Below are 20,386 nucleotides of genomic sequence, written 5' to 3' on the forward strand. Positions count from 1 at the left end.
AACGCTTCGCGGGCCGAAACCGGCCCGCGAGCATGGGGCTTTTAGGGGAAAGTTGGCCGTCCTGTCAACGAAAGAGGTGGCTTTTTCCGCCTGTCATTCCGGGACGATGCGCAGCATCGAACCCGGAATCTCGAGATTCCGGGTTCGGTCCTTCGGACCGCCCCGGAATGACGTGGATACGCCGTCAAGTCGCTACCGCCCGGACCACTCTCCCGGTTTCTTGCCGACAGGCCCGCAGTTCCGCTGCTATTTCGGTGTTCAGTACCTGTTCCAGCCGGCACAGCGTCCGGGCGACCAGGGCGGCGTCGGTAATCCGATGGTCCCAGCGCAGCACCACGCTGATCGTGCCGTCCTCCTCCACCCCATAGCTGAGGATGAACGGCCCCGGTGTGACGGCGTGCAGTTCCCCGGGGCCGATGGCCGCCACTGACGTCACGGAAAAACTGCCGAAGTAATTGGCGCGCTGGCGTCCGGAATTCAGCCCGATCCACCAGAGCAGGCGGCGCAGCGGCAGCGGCAGCCCGGTCGCCCTCAGCGCCTTCCTGAACGCCGCCACGTCCTCGACCGGCGCCTCCTTGGCGTGGTGGATCAGGGCGTCGATCTCGGCGAGCGGCTTGATTTCGGGGGTACCGATCTTTTGCGGCAGTACGCAATCCTCGCCGTCCACGACACGGGCGATCGCGACGGTGGCGGCGCTGCGTGGCAGCTCGTAGAAGCCGGGCCACGGCCATTTGACGTAGAGCGTCCGCAAGGCCGGCTCGTCCTTCGCAACCAGGGCAAAGGCTTTCACGAAGATCGCCGCCCAGCCGGGCGGACAGGCCGCCTCCGCGCGAGCTTCCACCAGGTCCCGGATGTTGAGGAGGCGCGTGAGCGACACGAAGGGGATGTCGAGCGATGCCCGCATCAGGTCGGCAATGAAACAGCGCGGGATAGAGATTTTTCGGGCCGTTCCGCGCATCACTCCGCCGGAGATTCCAGATTCAATAAAAGGCTGGCGAGCCGGACTATGCGCTCGCCAGCCCTGAACCGAGCATGAACCAACGGCCGGTTTCCGCGCCGGGATGGGTGTGGCGTCCCGCCGCACCGCCAGTGATCACGGCGAGCCTGGCAGCCGTGCTCGCGTCGGGAGAAGCAACCCTAGCGCCTGATTCCTGCAAAGCTGGCGGCAATGCCGCGCTGGAGCAGGGACCAGTCGAAGCCGAGCGCGAGGGCCACATAGCCGCGCTCGATCATCGCGTTGGCCTGCTCGGCGGACCGCGCCACCCCGCCGATCGGCACGCCGCTCTTCAGGATGCCTTCCTCGGCGCGCTGCATCAGCGCCACCACTTCGGGATCATCCGCGAGGCCACGCTTGTTGATGGAGGTGGCGAGGTCGCCGGGACCGATCACGGCGATGTCGATCCCGGGCGTGGCCATGATCTCGTCGATCCGTTCGACCGCCTCGACATGCTCGATCGTGATCATGCAGATCATGTCGTCATCGACAGTGGCCATGTAGTCCGCCATCGAGACGCCCCAGCGGAATGGCGCGTGGAACGGTCCCCAGAGCCGGTCGCCCTTCGGCGGATAACGCACGCTGCGCGCCGCCTTCTCGGCCTCGGCGCGGCTGCAGATCATCGGGAAATTGATGCCGAGCGCGCCGATGTCCATCGGCGCTTTGGCCAGCCATGGCTCGTTCGCGGCAATGCGCGCCATCGGCACGCATGCTGTGCCGGAGGTTGCCACGATCATCGCATGCGCGGTGCCAAGGTCGATCGGACCGTGCTCGAGGTCGACGATGATCCAGTCGAGCGACTGCGCCATGATTTGCACGGTCTGGATGCTCGGGATGGTGGCGATCGCGCCGAAGGTCGGGCGCCGCTCTCGCCATTGCTGTCGCAGCCGGTTGAGGGGAGTTGGCGTAGGTGAGGACAAAGCGGGTCTCCACAGTCTGTGTTGAGGGCGCGCTGGTCGATCGCCGATATCATAAAGACAAAATCTGCACGCATCGAGTGCTCGACCCCTCATCTTGGCGCTATGTCTCGTTGGCGGACGCGGCGACGGATGCCCACCCGAAGAAGCTTAAATTCGAAGGACGCCCAATGATTTTCACCAGACGCTCGCTGCTGGCCACTCTGTCGTGTCTGGCGATCTCGCCCGTGCGAGCGCAGGAGCAGCCGTCCCTGTTTGAAGCCTATGAGCGCGAGACCGGTGGGCGAATCGGCCTCTATGCCGAGGATGTCGCCACAGGTGCCAAGGTCACTTGGCGAAGCGGCGAGCGCTTCGTCATGTGCAGCACGTTCAAGGCCTCGCTTGCCGCGTGCGTGCTGGCCCGCATCGATCGCGGCGAAGACCAGCTTGAGAACGTGGTGCGATACCGTGCCGCCGATCTTCTCCACCATGCACCGGCGGCAAGGCAGAACCTGGCGAGCGGAGCGATGTCGGTCGCCGACATGTGCAAGGCTGTGGTCGAGCTCAGCGACAACACCTGCGCCAATCTGCTGCTGGCGCGGATTGGCGGTCCCGCCGCGCTCACTGCTTTTTGGCGCGATACGGGCGATACCGTCTCGCGCCTCGATCACTATGAACTCGAGCTCAATCGCTCTCCGCCCGGCGATCCGCATGACACGACCACGCCTGCAGCAATGGCCGGCAATCTGCGCCGTTTCGTGCTTGGCGAGGTGCTATCTCCGGCGTCGCGCGAACGCCTCACGGACTGGATGCTGAACTGCAAAACCGGAAACAACCGCCTTCGCGGTGGTTTGCCGAAGGACTGGAAGATCGGCGACAAGACGGGCAACAACGGCAAGGATGCTGCCGGCGACATCGCGGTGGTTTGGCCGAGGAAAGGTGGACCGGTGCTAATCTCGGCCTATACGCAGGGCGGCTCGCCGACCGCTCAGCAGCTCGAAGCCGTTTTCGCAGCGATCGGGCAAATGATCGGCCGGCGCTTCGGCTAGCCAAACGGGTATGCGGCCTCAGGCCGGGACCCGGCCGCCGAAAAACGGCATCAACGCCCGGCTCAGCGTGTGCGGGCGGTTGGACGTGAACAGCATTTCGGCGCCGGCCTCGTCTCCGCTGTCGCCGGGCGATCCGAGCAAATCGGAAACCCGTCGCGCGATGGCGGGCGCCGGGTCGATCCAGGCGACCGGCCATGGTGCGAGCTTCACCAGACGATCCAGCAGCAAGGGATAATGCGTGCAGGCGAGCACCACGGTGTCGGTGCGGGTAGCGCCGTCGACAAAGCAGGGCGCCAGTTCAGCGGCGATAGCGGTGTCGCTGACTTCCTCACCGCTCAGCGCCGCTTCCGCCAGCGAAGCGAGCTCGCCCGAGCCGACCAGCGTCACCTCGCAGCCCTGCCCGAAATCGTGGATCAGCTTTTTCGTATATTCGCGCTTGACGGTGCCCTTGGTGCCCAGCACGGACACTCGCTTGGTCTTCGAGCTGGCGCAGGCCGGCTTGATCGCTGGAACGGTTCCGACGAACGGCAGGTCGTAGGCGTCCCGCAGGTGTGACATGACGAGCGTCGAAGCGGTATTGCAGGCGATCACGACCAGATCGGGCGTGTGCCGCCGGATCAATTCGCCGACCAGCGGCACCACACGTGCGATGATCTCTTCCTCGCCATGGTGGCCGTAGGGGAAGAAGGCGTCGTCGGCGACATAGACGTAACGCGCGTCGGGCCGGGTGCGCACGATCTCACGCAACACCGTCAGCCCGCCAAGGCCGGAATCGAAGACCAGGATGGTTGGGGGTGTCGCCACGGTTCAACCTTGTCCCATTTCAGCGTTACGATTCAGTTGATTTGAGGGCACTGCCGGCCCTTGCGGATCGGTCGCGGTGCAGGGTGGAGTTTTTGGAACGATTCAAATCGCCTTGATCAGACCGGAGGGTTATCAGGACGCGCTGCAGCGCGGCAAGGGCCCGGCGGCAACGAACTCGAAGCCGATGGGGCCGGGCGCATGATCCGAAACACGACATCGAGCTGGGGCAGCGTTGCGCGCGGATTCCACTGGGCGCTGGCGGCGGCGATTATCGGCATGATCGCTTTCGGCTGGTGGATGAACCATATCCCCGCTCGGCCGGACCGCTTCTTCTATCGCTCGATCCATGCCGATATCGGCTATGTCGTGCTGCTCCTGACCCTGCTCCGGCTCGTCTGGCGCGGCGTCAATCCGACGCCGGCCTTGCCGGAGGATACCTCGCGCTGGCATCGGATTGCCGCCCGGGTCAGCCATTTGACGCTCTATGCCGTCACCATCCTCGTGGCGGTGCTGGGCTGGGCGCACTCGGGAGCGCGGACGCCCAACTATTCGGACTGGTTCGGGCTGTTTCACGTGCCCCAGATCACCTCGCCTGATCGCGCCGCGGCGCAGGCCTACGAGAACAGGCACATCTATCTCGCCTATGTGCTGCTGGCGCTGATCGGAATTCACATCGTGGCCGTAGCCTGGCATCACTTCATGCGCCGCGAGCGCGTCGCCGCCCGCATGGTCGACGGCGCGCCGGGTTAAGCCGCAGGGCCGGGGTCAGGTCTCCCCGAATACGCGCTTGAAGATCGTGTCGACGTGCTTGAGGTGATAGCCGAGGTCGAATTGCTCCTCGATCTCGGCGTCACTTAGATATTTCCTCACGTCCGGATCTTTCTTGAGCAACGTCAGGAAGTCGCCTTCGCCGCGCCAGACCGGCATGGCGTTGCGCTGCACGAATTTGTAGGCGTCCTCGCGGCTTGCGCCCTTTTGCGTCAGCGCGATCAGAACCCGCTGCGAATGCACGAGCCCACCGAGGCGATCGAGGTTCTTCTGCATGTTTTGCGGATAGACCAGGAGCTTCTCGACCAGGCCGGCGAGGCGCACCAGCGCGAAGTCGAGCGTCACGGTGGCGTCCGGGCCCATCATGCGCTCAGCGGAGGAATGCGAGATGTCGCGCTCGTGCCAGAGCACGACGTTCTCGAGTGCGGGCACGGCATAGGCGCGCACCATCCGCGACAGGCCGGAGAGGTTCTCCGACAGCACCGGGTTGCGCTTGTGCGGCATCGCCGACGAGCCCTTTTGCCCCTCGGAGAAGAACTCTTCGGCTTCCAGCACCTCGGTGCGCTGCAGATGACGGATTTCGACTGCGAGGCGCTCGATGGAGGCGGCGATCACAGCCAGCGTCGCGAAATACATTGCGTGGCGGTCGCGGGGGATCACCTGGGTCGAAATCGGCTCCGGCTCGAGCCCCATGGCTTTGGCGACATGTTCTTCGACGCGTGGGTCGATCTGCGCAAAGGTGCCGACCGCGCCGGAGATCGCGCAGGTCGCGACTTCCTTGCGGGCGGCGACGAGCCGCGCCCGGGCCCGGGAGAATTCCGCATAGGCATAGGCGAGCTTGAGGCCGAAGGTCACCGGCTCGGCGTGGATGCCGTGAGAGCGGCCGATGGTTGGTGTCATCTTGTGCTCGAAGGCACGCTTCTTCAGCGCGGCCAGGACCTTGTCGATGTCGGCGAGCAGGAGGTCCGCGGCGCGGGTGAGCTGCACGTTGAGGCAGGTATCGAGCACGTCGGAGGAGGTCATGCCCTGATGCACGAAGCGCGCTTCGGGGCCGACGATTTCAGCGAGGTGAGTCAGGAAGGCGATGACGTCGTGCTTGGTCTCCCGCTCGATCTCGTCGATCCGTGCGACGTCGAAGGTCGCGTCCTTGCCCTTGGCCCAGATCGTCTTCGCCGCCTCCTTGGGAATGACGCCGAGTTCCGCCAGCGCATCAGCCGCATGCGCCTCGATCTCAAACCAGATCTTGAAGCGGGTCTGCGGCTCCCAGATCGCGGCCATCTCCGGGCGGGTGTAGCGGGGGATCATCGAAAACTCCGGGAAAGTGTAGGGCGGGATCGCTAAGCGACTCCCAGCCAGTTTGTTTTTACGCCGTGCTTTAGCAGAGCGGGCTCGGAGAGGCCACCCATACGGGCTTGCTGCAGATAGAAAATGGGGCTGCGTCCAAGGCGGTGGCGCGACTGCCGGGGCGCGGCTACAGGCTGGTCAACCCACACTCGACGGCGAGGCGGACGAGCTGCGCGTCGGTCCGCATGCCGGTCTTGGTCTTGATCAGGTAGTGATAGTTCTGAACCGTCTTCATGCTGAGATTGAGGTTTACTGCGATCTGCTCTGTGGTCGAGCCGGCAGCCAATTGCCGCAGGATCTCGATCTCCCGTTCCCCCAATTGGTCAAGGACCGATCCTGACGGGGTCAGGCTTTCCATCGCCAGGACATGGGCGACGTCGTCGCTCATTGCATGTTCGCCACGCGCTACCGAACGGATCGCCGCGATCAGCACGGTCGGTTCATTGCTCTTGGTGACATAGCCGCTTGCCCCGGCGCCGAAGGCGGCTTTCACCAGCGCCGCCTCGCTGTGCATGCTGAAGACGAGAACGCGCGCGCCAGCGCTGCGCTGGCGGATGTTCCTGATAGCTTCGAGCCCGCTGGCACCCGGCATCGAGATGTCCATGACCACGACATCAGGGGCGTGGCTCTTGAATGCGCGGTAAGCGTCGGATGCGTTGTCGGCTTCGGCGACCACCCTGAAGTCGCCTTGGTGCTCCAGAACGCGTCGGTAGCCTTGCCGGACCACGGGATGGTCGTCGACAAGCAGGATCGAAATGCCACTGGTCTGCGACGCCGGCATCAGGCGGCAAGCGGGATGGTGGCGGCAACGCTCAGACCGCGCCTTGCGTGCGCGATCGACAGCGAGCCGCCGAGAGCGGTTACGCGCTCGCGTATTCCAGTCAGGCCGAAGCCGGCGGACTGCGCCACCTTGGCGGCATCGCCGCCGCCGTCGTCCTCGACACGGACCAGCAGCGCATTTTCCAGCCCCGTCCGCCGCTCGATCCGGAGCACGATCTCGCGCGCCGCACTGTGGCGCAACGAGTTGGTCAGGCATTCCTGAGCCACACGATAGGCGGTCGCGGCGACCGCGCCTCGCACGTCGGCAAAATCGCCTTTAAGATCGAGCTGGATCATCGGCTGCGTCGCGTTCTGCGATCGCCAGCTATCAACGAGGTTGATGAGGCTTGCCTCCAGCCCGAGTTCCTCGGCGGGCGGGTGACGCAACCGGTTCAGGGTGCCGCGCAGGCATGCCATGATGTGCAGCGTGGCCTTCGAGATCATCCGCGCGTCCTGCGCGACGTCGCCCCGGTCCTGCTCCTGCGCGCTGGCGGCTTCGATCGTGTTGGCGAAGGCCAGGATCGCTGTGAGGTTTTGCCCGAATTCATCGTGCAGTTCGCGCGCCAGCGCCCGTCGCTCGTCGCTGCGGATCTCAAGCAGCCGGCGGGTCAGGACGGCCCGTTCTTCCGTGGCCTGCGCAAGGCGATCTCCGAGCTCGCCGACGGCTTGCCCGATCATGGCAAGTTCCATCGATCGGAAGCGCGGAAGCGACGTTCGATAATGGCCATTCGCCATGCGCTGCAGTGCGGTAACGATCAACTGCGCCGGGGCCAGCGCATGCGCAATCGCGAGCGAGGCAAGCAGGGCGATAGCCACAGCCATCAGCAGCGCGACGTGGACGTTATCGAGGATGTGCTGCCAAGCGAGCGATATCGCGGCGTCCGGATCGGCAGTGGCCGTGACCGTACCTGCAGTGGTCGAGCGCGCACTGATCGGCCGGGCGACCGCGGCGTGGTCGCCAAGAAATGTCTCTACGGCAGCTGCGAACCAATGCGGTGGAGAAGCGCCGATCCCTTTGCTCTGGCCGCACAGCGGATTCTCGAACTCGCCCTTCGGCTCAAACTGGACGCAGACTCCAGGCGAAATCAGGCTCATCGTCTGGGTGGTGCGCCATTCCGGTACCGGCAAAAGGTGTTCGCGTGTCCTGTTGCCGCGCAACAGCAATTCGCGCCAGTAGAGCGCTTCCAGCGCTTGCGAGACCCGTTCGGCGGATGCAGCCGTGGCGCGGTCGACACTGTGGTAGGCGTCGATCGTTGCCCAAACGGTTGCGCCTCCCAGACACAAGATGACGATGACGAGCAGACGGGCGACGAGCTGGAGCACGAGGCGCATGCGATCACTCCGCGGCTTTCTAAAGCGTTTTCCAGCGAAGTGGCACCGGTTCGCGTCAAGAAAACGCGTCAAAACAACAATCCAGAGCGTAACAGCATCGCGATTTCACGCCAATTGCAAGGTGGCAGGTGAGGCGAAGCTCGGGAAATTTTCCCAACGAAGCGCGGGCATATGTCTTTGGACGCAACCTGTCGCCTCGGATTAACAAAAGCCGGGGAGCGTTTGCGGGCAGTCTCTCTTGGCCGCCCTCAGGGAGCAAAGCTGCATGAGTGCCACCGTTGGCGCCGAGCCTGTCTTGCCCGGCAAGGACAATTCAGAGCGAAGCGTCCTGTTGTTATGGATGATCTTCACGGGGCTTTCGATCTTCGCCGCCGTGCTGCTGTGGCGATACGGGTTGCTCCATCTCATGGTGACCTCGGACCGCACCTATATTTCAAGCCTGATCGCCGTTCTCTACGTCATCACCTGCTTTCATTGCTTCTGGCGGACGCGAGCGATTGCGCGTGAAGGCGAAGCGGCCAGACGCTGCCGGGCGATCCTGTCCACTCCCGGCGCTGCGAGGAAGCTCGACGAGAATGCGCGCGCTCTGCCTGGCGGGCTCGTCAGCGATCACATCCGCAACCTGGTGAAGAAGGCCGCGGCGCAGGCGAGCGGCCGCATCGATCAGACGCTGCTGCTGAGGTCGCTGGCGGACCGGTTGCGCGGCTCCAACGCCTTCGGTGCGTTCGTTTCCGATACGCTGATGAAGCTTGGACTGCTCGGAACCATCATCGGCTTCATCATCATGCTGGCGCCGATCGCGACCCTCGACGCGGCCGACAAGGTCGCGATGCGATCGTCGATGGGGCTGATGAGCGATGGCATGGCGGTGGCCATGTACACGACGCTGGCCGGCCTGATCGGATCAATCCTCGTCAGGATTCAATACTACATGCTCGATGCCGCCACCCAGCGGGTGTTCTCCGATGCCGTCATGTTGACCGAGACGCACGTCACCCCGGCCTTGGAACACCATCGTGATGGATGAGTTCGGCCTCTATCCACGGGAGGAACATTTCGATCCGCTCGGCGTGATGCTGTTCAAGGCGCTGCAGGTCGTCGCCTTCCTGTTCTTCCTCGCGTTGCTTGCGGTTTCGCCGGAGTCGAAGGAGGGGAAGATCGACTCCAAGGCCGAATTCATCATCACGATGGACTGGCCCGACAATCATCCCGATGATTTCGATCTGTTCGTGCAGGATCCCGCAGGCAACATCGCCTGGTATCGCCGCCGCGAAGCCGGCTTCCTCACGCTCGACCGCGATGACCGCGGCGGTGCCAACGATTTCATCATCGTCAACGGCAAGAAGATTCCGTCGCCGATCCGGGAAGAGATCGTCACCGTGCGCGGCATCATCCCCGGCGAATACACCGTCAACGTCTCGCACTTTCAGGCGACGACCGGGCAACCGGTTCCAGTCAGCGTGAAGGTGCAGAAGCTCAATCCGACCGCCCAAGTGATCTTCGACAACAAGTTGACGCTCGATCACACCGGCGATGAGAAAACCGCGCTGCGCTTCTGGGTCGATGCCGAAGGCAAGGTGGTCGACGTCCAGCAGCGGCAGAAATCCCTGATGGAGACGTTCCGCAATGTGCGCGCAAACGGCGCGGATCTCGATCCGAAGACAGGCGTCAGGATGTCTCGCCCGTGAACAACCTCCAGTCAGTCATCCTCACGCTCTCGGTCAGCTACGCTCTGATCGGCGCGCTGTTGCTCGTCATCCTGGTCTATGCACGCTTGCCTTGGCCGGCCAAGGCGGTTGCCGTTGTCGTGACCAGCGCGTTCTACATTGCGAGCTTCATGGGCCTGTGCGGCCTCTTGGGCTGGGCCAGCGTCGACAGGCTGCCGGCCTCGTTCAAGCTGCTGCAGGCGCGCATTGTGGAGCCGCACTCGCTGGAGGGTGACCCCGGCTCGATCTATCTCTGGGTCGAGACCCTCGACGAAGACAACCGGCCGAGCGGCATCCCCCGAGCCTACCGCATCCCCTACAGCGACTCGCTGGCGCAGAAGACCGATAAGGCCATCACCGAGATTGCCGCCGGCCGTCCCCAGGGCGGGCGGGCCGCGGATTTCGGGACCGGCGAGGGCGGCCTGATCGCGGCGGCCAGGGAATACATCACCCCGAGCTCCGTGATCGAGACATCGGGGGGCGATCCCTCGACCGGCGGGGCCCTGATGGCGGCCCCAGGACCCGGCGAGGCCGTCTCATTTACCCCGCTGCTGCCACCGCGAATGCCTCCGAAGGATGTGCAATAGGATTCTAGATACCGATATTTAACCGGGTGCATTGGCCATCTGACAAACGTCAATCACGGATTATTGAGTAACAGATATTGAAATCTGTCAGTCAGAGATGCTATATCCACCTCCGGACGCCGGATGGGGCGCCCCGTGGTTTGCGGCCGCGAAATGCCTGATCCGGAAGAGTTGAGTACCGGGTTCGGGTCAAAGAGCCGGCCACGGACTTGCCGGAGACTACGATGATGACGATCGAGATTTTGCATTTGACCGAACAGATCCAGCGCTGGCTCAATCAGCAGGTGGCTCGCCACTTGGCCGCCCAGGCGGAAAAATTGGCCCGCTAACTGGAATTAGGACTGCCTTTAACGACCGGCCAGGCCGTTTTGGAATGCGCCTGACCGCCGGAGTGGAAAAGCCCAAGAGCTGGGGATAGGGTAAAGCCATGAACGAAGCAGTCGTCTTGACCCCTGAACGTATCCTGGAGGTCACCGAGGACGTCCTGCGCCGCTATGGGCTCGCCAAGGCGACAGTGGTGGATGTTGCCCGTGCGCTCGATGTGAGCCACGGCAGTGTCTACCGGCACTTTCCGAGCAAGGCTTCGCTGCGCGAGGCTGTGGCAAAACGCTGGCTTGATCGGGCCAAGGCCCCGCTGCAGGAGATCGCAGCGAGTGCCGGCCCAGCGCAGGCCCGGCTTGATCGGTGGCTGCGCACCTTGTTCGCAACCAAGCAGGCCAGGTTCGCCGACGATCCCGAGATGTTCCGCACCTATCTGACGCTGGCGCGCGAGGCTTGTGTTGTGGTCAAGGGCCACAAGGAATGCTTGACCGATCAGATCGCGCATATCCTGTCCGACGGCGTCGAGGAGGGCGTGTTCGAGGTCGATGATCTCAAGGCGACCGCCCGCGCGATTTTCGAGGCGACGAGAAGCCTTCATCACCCGGCACATGCCGACGAATGGGCCGATCCGGATCTGCAGGAGCGCACCGACGCCTTGCTGGCGCTGCTGTTCCGCGGGCTCGAAGCCTGTCCTAAGCACTAGCTCGTAATTCGCGATCGATCCCCCCGATCCATTTGCGGGCACCGAGTTGCCCGTGTTTGATATCCATCAAGACAGATGTGATTGGGCCCGCCAGGATTGGCTGGGAGGATGATGTGCGTCTCGCGCTGTTTGCGGATATTCACGGCAATCGGCAGGCATTTGACGCCTGCCTTGAGGCTGCGCGTGCGCAAGGCGCAGAGAAATTCGTCCTGCTCGGCGACTTCGTTGGCTATGGGGCCGATCCCGAATGGATCGTCGATACCGTCATGGCGCTGGTCGAGGACGGCGCGATCGCGGTTTGCGGCAACCATGACACCGCCATCGGTATCGACAACGACGCGATGAACGCCGAAGCCCAGGCGGTGGTCGAGTGGACCCGCGGCAAGCTCAGCGCGGCGCAACGGCGTTTCCTTACCGAACTGCCGCTGATGCAGCAGGAGGACGACCGCCTCTACGTCCATTCCGAAGCGTCCAACCCGACCAGGTGGCGCTACGTGCGCGACGCGTCGGACGCTGCGCGCAGCATGATGGCTGCGGAGGCTCCAATCACCTTTTGCGGTCATATCCACCGTCCAGCGCTCTATTCGATGTCGTCGACGGCGAAGATGACCAGCTTTGTCCCGACCACGGGCGTAGCCGTGCAACTCTTGACCGGCCGGCGCTGGCTTGCGGTGCTTGGCTCCGTCGGCCAGCCCCGCGACGGCATTCCCGCAGCCGCCTTCTCCATGTTCGACACCGAGAGGCGGGAGATCACTTATTGTCGCGCCCCCTATGATATCGCGGCGGCGGCAGCCCGGATCCGCGAGAATGGCCTGCCGGGCTGGCTTGCCGATCGCCTGTTGGTCGGCCGATAGCAAATGGCGAAAATTCTCATGCAGCCGGGCACGGTCATCGATGGCTTCACCGTCGGCGAGTGCGTGCACCGCGGCGGCATGGCGACGCTGTGGAGCGTCACCCATCCCGGCATCAACGTGCCGCTCCTGATGAAGGTGCCGCGAGTCTCGGAAGGCGAGGACCCCGCCGCCATCGTCAGCTTCGAGATGGAGCAGATGATCCTGCCGCGATTGTCCGGGCCGCATGTGCCGACCTGCTTCGGCACCGGCGATTTCGCGCGCCAGGCGTATGTCGTGCTCGAGCGCATCCCGGGCCGGACCCTCTACAAGCGGCTCGACGATCTGCCGATCGCTTACGAGGAGGCGAGGGCGCTCGGCATCAAGATCGCTGCTGCGCTGTCGGCGCTGCATCGGCAGAACGTCATCCATCACGACATCAAGCCGAGCAGCATCATGTTCCGCGAGAGCGGCGAGGCTGTGCTGATCGATTTCGGCCTGTCGCATCACGAACATCTGCCCGATCTGCTGCAGGAGGAATTTCGCCTGCCTTACGGCACCGCGCCCTACATGGCGCCGGAGCGACTGCTCGGGGTGCGCGACGATCCGCGCAGCGATTTGTTTTCGCTCGGCGTGCTGCTGTATTTCTTCACCACCGGGGTGCGGCCGTTCGGCGAGAGCGAGACGCTGCGCGGCATGCGTCGGCGGCTGTGGCGCGATCCCTATCCACCGCGCAAACTCAAACCCGACTATCCGCCCTGGCTGCAGGAGATCGTCCTGCGATGCCTGGAGATCGAGCCCGCCTGGCGCTATCCGACCGCCTCGCAACTCGCCTTCGATCTCAGCAATCCCGACCAGGTCAAGCTGACCGCGCGCGCGGAACGGCGTGAGCGCGATCCATTCGCGACGGTGATGCGCCGCCGCTTCAACCGCGGCGCATGGCAGCCGCAGCCGAAGTCCGATGTCGCGGTACAATTGGCGTCGAGCCCGATCCTGGTGGTTGCGATCGATACGACGGAAACCTCGGGCCCGCTGAACGATGCCTTGCGCGTCACCACGCAGCGGATACTCGGGACCTTGCCGCAGGCCCGTCTCGCATGCGTCAACGTGCTCAAGCTTGGCCTCGTCACCATCGATCGGACGCTGGATGAGAAGGGCAGCAACAAGCATGTCGACCGCCTGGTCGCGTTGCGCCACTGGGCGTCCTCGCTGAAGCTCGACGAGAACCGGCTGTCGGTGCATGTGCTGGAGGCGATCGATCCCGCGGCGGCAATCCTGGAATTCGCGCAAGCCAATCAGGTCGATCACATCGTGATCGGCGCGCGGCGGGATTCCATGCTGCGGACGCTGCTCGGCAGCGTCTCGGCGAAGGTGGCGGCGGAGGCGCCTTGCACGGTGACCGTGGTGCGCCCGCCACGCTCGGGCTAGATCGCTTCGCCGCGCGCCAGCGCCGCCGCGTTGCGGATCGCGGAGATGTTGGCCTTGTACGCCTCCATCGTGCCGCCCTTGAACACGGCGGAGCCCGCAACAAACGCGTTGGCGCCGGCGGCTGCCAGTTCCCCTGATACATCGGGCGCGACGCCGCCATCGACCTCGATGTCGATCGGCCGGCCGGCAGTCATCGCCCTGACGTCGCTGACCTTGCCGAGCGAGCCGCGGATGAAGGCCTGGCCGCCAAATCCCGGATTGACCGACATCACCAGCACTAAGTCGATGAGGTCGAGCACATGCTCGATCGCGCTGACGGGCGTTGCCGGATTGATCGAGACGCCAGCCTTCTTGCCTAGCGCGCGGATCGCCTGCAGCGAACGATGCAAATGCGGGCCGGCCTCGGCATGCACCGTGATGTGGTCGCAGCCGGCCTTCGCGAACGCCTCGAGATAGGGATCGCAGGGCGAGATCATCAAATGTGCGTCGAATATCTTCTTGGTGTGCGGGCGCATCGCCTTGATGACGTCGGGGCCATAGGAAATGTTCGGCACGAAATGCCCGTCCATGACGTCGAGATGGATCCAGTCGGCGCCGGCCTGGTCGACGGCGCGGACTTCTTCGCCGAGTTTGGAGAAATCCGAGGCCAGGATCGACGGCGCGATCACCAGCGGACGTGGCGTGAAGGGCTGAGACATGGACGCTCTCCCAAGGCATCTCTGTAGCGGCAGGATGGTTCCGCCTAACATGCATGCTGGTGCCGGGCAATGCACAGGAGGGAAATCGCGGGCAGGAAAAAATTGCCGCAGCGGCAGCAATTGCCGGCTGCGGCGAACCTGTCTGTATGCGCGAAATGCCGATTTTAAAGGGCTTTTCGCCATGGCACAGCGCTTGCTCGCTAGTCGTGCAGGTGTTGGGCCGCCGCTCACGCGGCATTGTCGGAGTTCCCTCTCATGCTGTTCGCCCTTGGCGCTGCCTCGTCGGCCATCGATCTCCTGAAGTCGTTGACGTCGTCGAAGACGTCGCAGGCAAAGCCCAACGGCCAGACTCAGGACGCCGGCAACATCTTCGATATTTCCGGCGCCACGACGACGCCGACGGGCGCGGCCCCGAGTTCCGGATCGGCCGGCAGCAGCTCTGCGCCGATCGCCCCGGAGACGATGAGCGCGCTGCTCGATGCGCAGAGCCAGGCGTCGACCGGTACGGCTGCCTCGACTAAGAGTCCCTCGGAGGCGCTGAAGGATTTGTTCGGGCAGATCGATGGCGACGGCGACGGCAAGAGCACGAAATCCGAATTCGAGAATGCGCTCGGCGCTGGCGGGACCAATCTGGCGAAGGCCGATGATGTTTTCTCCAAGCTCGACAAGGATGGCGACGGCAATGTCACGCTGGACGAGATGTCCTCGGCTTTGAAGGGCGGGTCCGGCCATCGCTCGCATGCTCATCGTCACTCCGGCGGCGGTGGCGGCGGTGCCGATGCGCTGATGCAGGCGCTTGATGGCACCAGCACTTCGATTGCCAACAGCGATGGATCGGTCACGACCACCACGACCTATGCCGACGGATCGAAAATAACGGCGACCTCTGCTGCGAGCCCGTCTGCCGCGCGGGCTGCCACCTCGTCCTACAATTTCGTCGACCAGTTGGGGCAGCGGCACGCCGTCGACCAACTGGTGCAGCTGCAGGCCAAGCCGATCTCGGCGCAGGCCTGGGCCTCCCTCTCGGTCAATGCGTGACAGATCGCGTTTAAGCCAATTGCTCGAGTTCGCGGTAACGGTAGCGATCACGTATCTCGTGGTTGAAGAACTGGCCCTTTGAGAATGCGTTGCCGAACGCCTCGGCCACATCAGGCGGAACGTCCTCGTAGATGTAGCGGCGGCCAGTAACGAAGAGCACCAACAGCTCGCGTTTTTCGGCGTCGTAGCGGAAGAAGCGAATGACAGTGGATGGCATTGCGGCACCCGAGCTGGAACCCGCAGCCTCAACGCATGTCGCTGAACTAAGTTGCTAGCCAAAGCGATCCTGCCAGCTCGGCAGCGCATCGCGGAAGGGCAGCGCGGTCGCCGCGTATACGCCGCGCGCAATCGCGCGGGCCACGGTGTTGGCGGCGTGCATGCCGAGTTCGGTGAGGCCGAACAAAGGATCGATCGGCTTCTCGCCGGTCGCCGCGGCAAACACCACGTCGCCGTCGAGCGGCGCATGCACCGGATAGATCGCCCGCGCCATGCCGGTCTGCGCGATCATCGCCAGCCGCTTGGCCTGCGTTTTCGTCAGCGTAGCATCGGTGACGACCACGACCAGCGTGGTGTTCTCGCCGGATGTCGCCGCCGGCCCGCCTTTCAGGCGCGCCTTCAACATGTCCGGCGTGAACGAGGCCGGCAGACCGCGTCCGCCGAATTCCCCGTCGACCTCGAAGGGCGCGGCCCAGAACCATGGGCCATCGCCGACCGTGACGGCGCCGACTGCATTGACGACGGCAAGTGCGGCAACCGTCACGCCGTCATCGGTTCGCGCCGACGCCGAACCTAGTCCGCCCTTCAGGTTGGACGTGGTCGCGCCCGTGCCGGCGCCGACGCTGCCGAGCCGGAAATCGCTGCCGGCTGCGGCCGCCGCGGCATAGGCGAGATCGCGATAGGGCGGGAACCGTCCCCACGCCTTGTTGCCGCCGTTCAAGAGATCGAAGCAGATCGCACCCGGCACGATCGGGATCACGGCGTCGCGGATCCGCAAGCCGCGGCCTTGCTCGGCAAGCCAGGCTTGCACGCCGCCGGCAGCATCGAGGCCGAGGGCCGAGCCGCCGGACAGCGCGATCGCGTCCACCGCATCGACGGTATTGTGCGGCTGCAGCAGCGCATCATCGCGCGTGCCCGGGCCGCCGCCGCGCACGTCGATCGACGCCACGGCAGGCTTGTCAAAGATGATCGCTGTGACGCCGGAGGCGATCGCTGCGTCGTCGGCATGGCCGACGCGGACGCCTGCGATGTCGGTGAGGAGATTTTTCAAAGCGTGCATCCTCTTCTCGTCCTACTCATCGATATAGCGGCCAACCATGACGCATCAACTGCCGAGCGCGAGCCGGATCATCTTGGCGAGCTCGGACTTGCGATAGGGCTTCGCCAGCAAGAGCACGCCGGAATCGAGCCGACCGTGATGGACGATCGCGTTCTCGGTATAGCCCGACGTGTACAGTGTCTTGAGCCCAGGCCGCCGCTTCAGCGCCTCGTCGACGAGTTGGCGTCCGTTCATGCCGCCGGGCATGATGACGTCGGTGAACAGGAGGTCGATCGGCGCGCCGGTATCGATGATGTTGAGCGCGTCGGCGGCATTGGCCGCCTCGCGCGTCGAATAGCCGAGGCTCGTGATCTGGGTGATAACATATTTGCGCACCAGCGCGTCGTCCTCGACCACCAGGATGACTTCGTGTCCGCCCCGGAGATCGGTGGTCTGCTGCGCTTCCGCGATAGTCTGGGCGAGGCCGGTCGCGCGCGGCAGATACATCTTGACCGAGGTGCCATGGCGTTCCTCGCTGTAGATCTTGATATGCCCGCCGGACTGCTTGACGAAGCCGAACACCATTGAAAGGCCAAGCCCGGTGCCCTTGCCAACTTCCTTGGTGGTGAAGAAGGGGTCGAACACTTTTTCCAGCAGATGGGTGGGAATGCCGGTGCCGCTGTCGCTGACGGCGACCATGACGTAATGGCCGACCGTGACCTCGCTGTGCATGCTGGCATAGCCCTCGTCGAGATAGACGTTGCGGCTTTCGAGCGCCAGCTTGCCGCCGCGGGGCATGGCATCGCGCGCATTCAGCGCGAGATTGAGGATTGCCGCGGTGAGCTGGTTCGGATCGACCATTGCCGTCCAGGCGTCCTCGGCCAGCATTGGCGTGATCTCGATATGCTCGCCGAGCGTCGGGCGCAGCAGCTTCGCCGCCTCCAGGATCAGCGCATTGATATCGACATCGACCGGCTGCAGCGGCTGCTTGCGGGCGAAGGCGAGCAGGTGCCTGGTCAGGTTGGCGCCGCGCTCGGCGGCTTCGTCGATCAGCCGGGCGATGGCGACGAGGTCGGGCCGGTCGGCGACCGCTTCTTCCAGGATGCCGATGGTGCCGGTGATCACGGTCAGGATGTTGTTGAAGTCATGGGCGACGCCGCCGGTGAGCTGGCCGACGGCGTCCATCTTCTGCACCTGCCGGATCTGCGCTTCCGCCGCCTGTTTCTCGGTGAGATCGCGGCCGATGAAGAAATAGCGCTTGACCGGCTCCGAATAGGTTGCGGACCAGTTGAGCGACACCACTTCGCCGTCCTTGCGGATCAGGCGCGTCTCGAAATTGCGCTTGCGCTGGCCGCGCCGCGCAGCGCGCATTTCGTTGCGGGTATTTTCGAGATCATCCGGATGAACGAACTCGACCGCGGAACGTCCGACCATCTCGGCGGGATCGTAGCCCGCAATGGTCCTGACGCTCGGACTGACCTGGACGAAATGGCCCTGCTTGTCCGTTATCGAGAGAAAGTCCTGCGATGCTTCGAAGATGTGCTGCCGCTCTTCGAGTTCGCGGTTCAGCGCCTCCCGCGTCCGCCTGCTTTCGGTGATGTCCCGCGCGATCTTGGAGGCGCCGATGATCTCGCCCGTCGCCGACAACAGCGGCGAGACGCTGAGCGAGACGTCGATCAGTTTGCCGCTCTTGTGCAGCCGCTGCGTTTCATATTGCGCCAGCTTTTCGCCGCTGCGGATCCGCTTGAGGATGTCGTTGACCTCGCCGCGATTGTCGGGCGGCACGATGAGGTCGATGTGCTGGCCGACCGCCACGGCTGCCGGATAGCCGAACAGGCGCTCGGCGGCCGGATTCCAGGCGGTAATGGTCCCGTCGAGCGACTTGGTGATGATGGCGTCGTTGGAGGATTCCACGACCGCGCTGAACAGCCGCTCGCGCTCGGCGTGGTAGTCGCGTTCGCTGGCGGCCTGGCGACGAACTACGCCCAGCAGCCGCGACATCTGCGCCTGCAGTGCGACGTTATCGATCAACAGCACCGCGAGCACGAAGCTGGCGGCGCATAAGGCGTAGATGCGTGCGGCGTAGAAACCGAGATCGAATCTCGCGACGTTGAGCATCGCCGACAGCGCGATGTCGAACAGCCAGGCGCACAGCACGACCATGAGCCAGACGTCGATGACGGAATGCGGCTTCCGGAACCAGAGGGCGGCAAGTGCGGCGGCACAGAAGAACAGCACCGTCGAGACCACGCCGATCATGACCGGCGTGTAGTGCCCGCCGCTCAAAAGGACTGGGAGGTGGTCGTGCTGGGCGGTGACGATCCAGGTAAACAGCGCCATCGCGACGACGACTGCCGCAACGCAGCCCATGATCGCCGACATCGTCGAGCCGCGGATCCGGGCGCCATCGTCTCTTTTCAAAAGCGCGTAGCCGAGCACCATCAGCGGGAAGAAGCCGTGCCAGACCATGTAGAGCCAGACCGTGGTCTGCGAACCGGCGCCGAACAGGCCCGCCGGCGCAAACAGGCCCGGAAAGGTCAGCGCGTGGGTGATCGCGGCAGCGGCGGTGAAGAGATACCCGCTCGCGAGCAGCAGCATCGCCCGCAAGCGCAGGATGGCGAACTGCGAAAACAGCAGCACCGCGGTGATGAGATCGTTGATCGCCAGCGCGGACTGGTAGCTCGCCACGAAGGCCGGTACCGGCGTTAGCGGCATCCCGGCGAATGGTATCGCGATCACGAACAGCACGGCCGAGACGACGACCACCGCCAGCGCTACGTTGCGGTCGCCGCGCGAGGCCGGCATGGTCGAAAGGAAGAAGCTGCGGTCGTTACCCTTGAGCACTGATGGTCTCCTGGAAGGCGGTATCGAACGCAAGACAGGGGATCACGTCAAACCCGCGCGCGGGCTGTCCACACAAAGTGGAACAGCTGGCCAAGGGAGGCCGTATCCGCTGAGCTGGGCAAGGTGACTTGGGAAAGGCAGAAATCAAAGTCCGATAAACCCGCTATGCGTCGCTTTGGTGCGACAAAACCAATCGCTCGAAATCGATCCAAGGTTATCTGCTACCGGCAGGGAATTGAACCGGGCGCCCGTATCCAATTGAGGTAACCACCTCTTTACTGACAGGACAGATAATTCGCCTGATCACCTACTGCATAGCGTTTTCCACGACTAGGCTTCCCGCAGCCGGTCCCGGGGGTTTTCATGGCCCGTGTTCTTATTGTCGACGACCAATCCGACGTGCGCGCGATGATCGCAATTGTGCTGCGCGTCAATCGTTTCGAGATTGTCGAGGCGGCGTCCGCCGCGGAGGGGATCAAGGCGTTCGAAACGGCCAAATTCGATCTTGCGATCATCGACATCTTCCTGCAGGGCAAGAGCGGTCTCGACCTCATGTCGATGATGCGCGACCGCCAGCCGGATTTCCCCATCGTCGCGATCTCCGGCATGACGGCGCTGGATTTCGTCGCTGAAGCGCCAGACCTGTCGAATGTGGTCTGCCTGCAGAAGCCGTTCCGTCCGAACGACCTGATGCGCGCCATCGAGAACGCGCGGCAGGCGGTTGTCCCCGTTGCGGTGCGCGCGGCGGTTTGATCGGACGACTTCCCAAATTTCAAACAGCGGACCCGTAGGATGGGTAGAGCGAAGCGAAACCCATCGCGATGGAGCAAGTGGCGTGAATGATGGGTTTCGCTTCGCTCTACCCATCCTACGAGGTCGTCCCTGCGAAAGCACTAGGGCATGCACAGATGTGGTGCGGTGCGGCGGATTGACTCGGGGCGGGTGTGAGGGATTCCAGAATCGGGAATCT

General features: G+C 64.0%; 20 protein-coding genes. 10 read left to right on the plus strand and 10 right to left on the minus strand.

Annotated elements, in window-relative coordinates; all coding sequences use genetic code 11:
* Positions 1-184: 184 nt before the first annotated feature.
* Positions 185-958, minus strand: a complete 774-nt coding sequence (locus tag ACZXDY_RS27050; protein WP_464347598.1) for an acyltransferase — start codon at positions 956-958, stop codon at positions 185-187.
* A gap of 179 nt (positions 959-1,137) precedes the next feature.
* A complete protein-coding gene (locus tag ACZXDY_RS27055) occupies positions 1,138-1,914 on the minus strand; it encodes an HpcH/HpaI aldolase family protein (protein WP_464347599.1) in 777 nt (258 codons plus the stop codon).
* A gap of 167 nt (positions 1,915-2,081) precedes the next feature.
* Between ACZXDY_RS27055 and bla the strand changes: the two genes are divergently transcribed.
* Positions 2,082-2,939: a class A beta-lactamase gene (gene bla, locus ACZXDY_RS27060; RefSeq protein ID WP_464347600.1), complete on the plus strand. Its 858-nt coding sequence runs from the start codon at positions 2,082-2,084 to the stop codon at positions 2,937-2,939.
* Positions 2,940-2,957: 18 nt separating this feature from the next.
* On the opposite strand, the gene murI is transcribed toward bla, so the two are convergent.
* Complete coding sequence (gene murI, locus ACZXDY_RS27065; RefSeq protein WP_464347601.1) at positions 2,958-3,743, minus strand: glutamate racemase; 786 nt, start codon at positions 3,741-3,743, stop codon at positions 2,958-2,960.
* Between the two features lie 198 nt (positions 3,744-3,941).
* Here murI and ACZXDY_RS27070 point away from each other — a divergent pair, with 198 nt between their 5' ends.
* Complete coding sequence (locus tag ACZXDY_RS27070; RefSeq protein ID WP_464347602.1) at positions 3,942-4,493, plus strand: cytochrome b; 552 nt, start codon at positions 3,942-3,944, stop codon at positions 4,491-4,493.
* 15 nt (positions 4,494-4,508) lie between these two features.
* On the opposite strand, the gene purB is transcribed toward ACZXDY_RS27070, so the two are convergent.
* From purB to ACZXDY_RS27085, 3 genes are all read right to left on the minus strand, one after another.
* Entirely contained in the window at positions 4,509-5,816 is a 1,308-nt protein-coding gene (gene purB, locus ACZXDY_RS27075) for an adenylosuccinate lyase (RefSeq protein ID WP_464347603.1), read from the minus strand.
* A 166-nt stretch (positions 5,817-5,982) separates the two neighbouring features.
* Positions 5,983-6,636 (minus strand): response regulator, encoded by a 654-nt coding sequence (locus ACZXDY_RS27080; RefSeq protein ID WP_464347604.1) that lies wholly within the window; start codon positions 6,634-6,636, stop codon positions 5,983-5,985.
* Complete coding sequence (locus tag ACZXDY_RS27085) at positions 6,636-8,006, minus strand: sensor histidine kinase (protein ID WP_464347605.1); 1,371 nt, start codon at positions 8,004-8,006, stop codon at positions 6,636-6,638. Before ACZXDY_RS27085 ends, ACZXDY_RS27080 begins: the two co-directional genes overlap by 1 nt.
* 265 nt (positions 8,007-8,271) lie before the next feature.
* Between ACZXDY_RS27085 and ACZXDY_RS27090 the strand changes: the two genes are divergently transcribed.
* The 6 genes from ACZXDY_RS27090 to ACZXDY_RS27115 all read left to right on the plus strand — a co-directional run bounded on the left by ACZXDY_RS27090 (position 8,272) and on the right by ACZXDY_RS27115 (position 13,581).
* On the plus strand, positions 8,272-9,033 hold the full coding sequence (locus tag ACZXDY_RS27090) for a MotA/TolQ/ExbB proton channel family protein (protein WP_464347606.1): 762 nt from the start codon (positions 8,272-8,274) through the stop codon (positions 9,031-9,033).
* Positions 9,023-9,694, plus strand: a complete 672-nt coding sequence (locus ACZXDY_RS27095; protein WP_464347607.1) for a hypothetical protein — start codon at positions 9,023-9,025, stop codon at positions 9,692-9,694. The genes ACZXDY_RS27090 and ACZXDY_RS27095 overlap by 11 nt, the downstream gene beginning before the upstream one ends.
* Entirely contained in the window at positions 9,691-10,299 is a 609-nt protein-coding gene (locus tag ACZXDY_RS27100; protein ID WP_464347608.1) for a hypothetical protein, read from the plus strand. Before ACZXDY_RS27095 ends, ACZXDY_RS27100 begins: the two co-directional genes overlap by 4 nt.
* Before the next feature lie 427 nt (positions 10,300-10,726).
* Positions 10,727-11,323 (plus strand): TetR/AcrR family transcriptional regulator, encoded by a 597-nt coding sequence (locus tag ACZXDY_RS27105; protein ID WP_464347609.1) that lies wholly within the window; start codon positions 10,727-10,729, stop codon positions 11,321-11,323.
* Positions 11,324-11,436: 113 nt separating this feature from the next.
* The gene (locus ACZXDY_RS27110; RefSeq protein ID WP_464347610.1) at positions 11,437-12,177 is read left to right on the plus strand and encodes a metallophosphoesterase family protein; all 741 of its coding nucleotides are present in this window, start codon (positions 11,437-11,439) and stop codon (positions 12,175-12,177) included.
* A gap of 3 nt (positions 12,178-12,180) precedes the next feature.
* Positions 12,181-13,581, plus strand: coding sequence for a serine/threonine protein kinase (locus ACZXDY_RS27115; protein ID WP_464347611.1), 1,401 nt, complete (start codon positions 12,181-12,183; stop codon positions 13,579-13,581).
* Here the strand turns inward: ACZXDY_RS27115 and rpe are convergent.
* A complete protein-coding gene (gene rpe / locus ACZXDY_RS27120; RefSeq protein WP_456644442.1) occupies positions 13,578-14,279 on the minus strand; it encodes a ribulose-phosphate 3-epimerase in 702 nt (233 codons plus the stop codon). The two genes, ACZXDY_RS27115 and rpe, sit on opposite strands and share 4 nt — an antisense overlap.
* Before the next feature lie 255 nt (positions 14,280-14,534).
* Between rpe and ACZXDY_RS27125 the strand changes: the two genes are divergently transcribed.
* Positions 14,535-15,317 carry an EF-hand domain-containing protein gene (locus ACZXDY_RS27125; RefSeq protein ID WP_464347612.1) on the plus strand — a complete coding sequence of 261 codons (783 nt, stop codon included), beginning with the start codon at positions 14,535-14,537 and terminating at the stop codon, positions 15,315-15,317.
* A 10-nt stretch (positions 15,318-15,327) separates the two neighbouring features.
* Here the strand turns inward: ACZXDY_RS27125 and ACZXDY_RS27130 are convergent, their stop codons facing one another.
* Genes ACZXDY_RS27130 through ACZXDY_RS27140 form a run of 3 tightly spaced genes read right to left on the minus strand, consistent with a single transcriptional unit; the run spans position 15,328 to position 19,377 of the window.
* Positions 15,328-15,534, minus strand: coding sequence for a KTSC domain-containing protein (locus tag ACZXDY_RS27130; protein ID WP_028166411.1), 207 nt, complete (start codon positions 15,532-15,534; stop codon positions 15,328-15,330).
* Positions 15,535-15,588: 54 nt separating this feature from the next.
* Positions 15,589-16,584: a P1 family peptidase gene (locus ACZXDY_RS27135; protein ID WP_464347613.1), complete on the minus strand. Its 996-nt coding sequence runs from the start codon at positions 16,582-16,584 to the stop codon at positions 15,589-15,591.
* Positions 16,585-16,638: 54 nt separating this feature from the next.
* Positions 16,639-19,377 carry a PAS domain S-box protein gene (locus tag ACZXDY_RS27140; protein WP_464347614.1) on the minus strand — a complete coding sequence of 913 codons (2,739 nt, stop codon included), beginning with the start codon at positions 19,375-19,377 and terminating at the stop codon, positions 16,639-16,641.
* Between the two features lie 402 nt (positions 19,378-19,779).
* Between ACZXDY_RS27140 and ACZXDY_RS27145 the strand changes: the two genes are divergently transcribed.
* On the plus strand, positions 19,780-20,169 hold the full coding sequence (locus tag ACZXDY_RS27145; protein WP_028166414.1) for a response regulator: 390 nt from the start codon (positions 19,780-19,782) through the stop codon (positions 20,167-20,169).
* The last annotated feature ends 217 nt before the right edge of the window (positions 20,170-20,386 follow it).

This window comes from Bradyrhizobium sp. LeoB3, assembly GCF_055456055.1.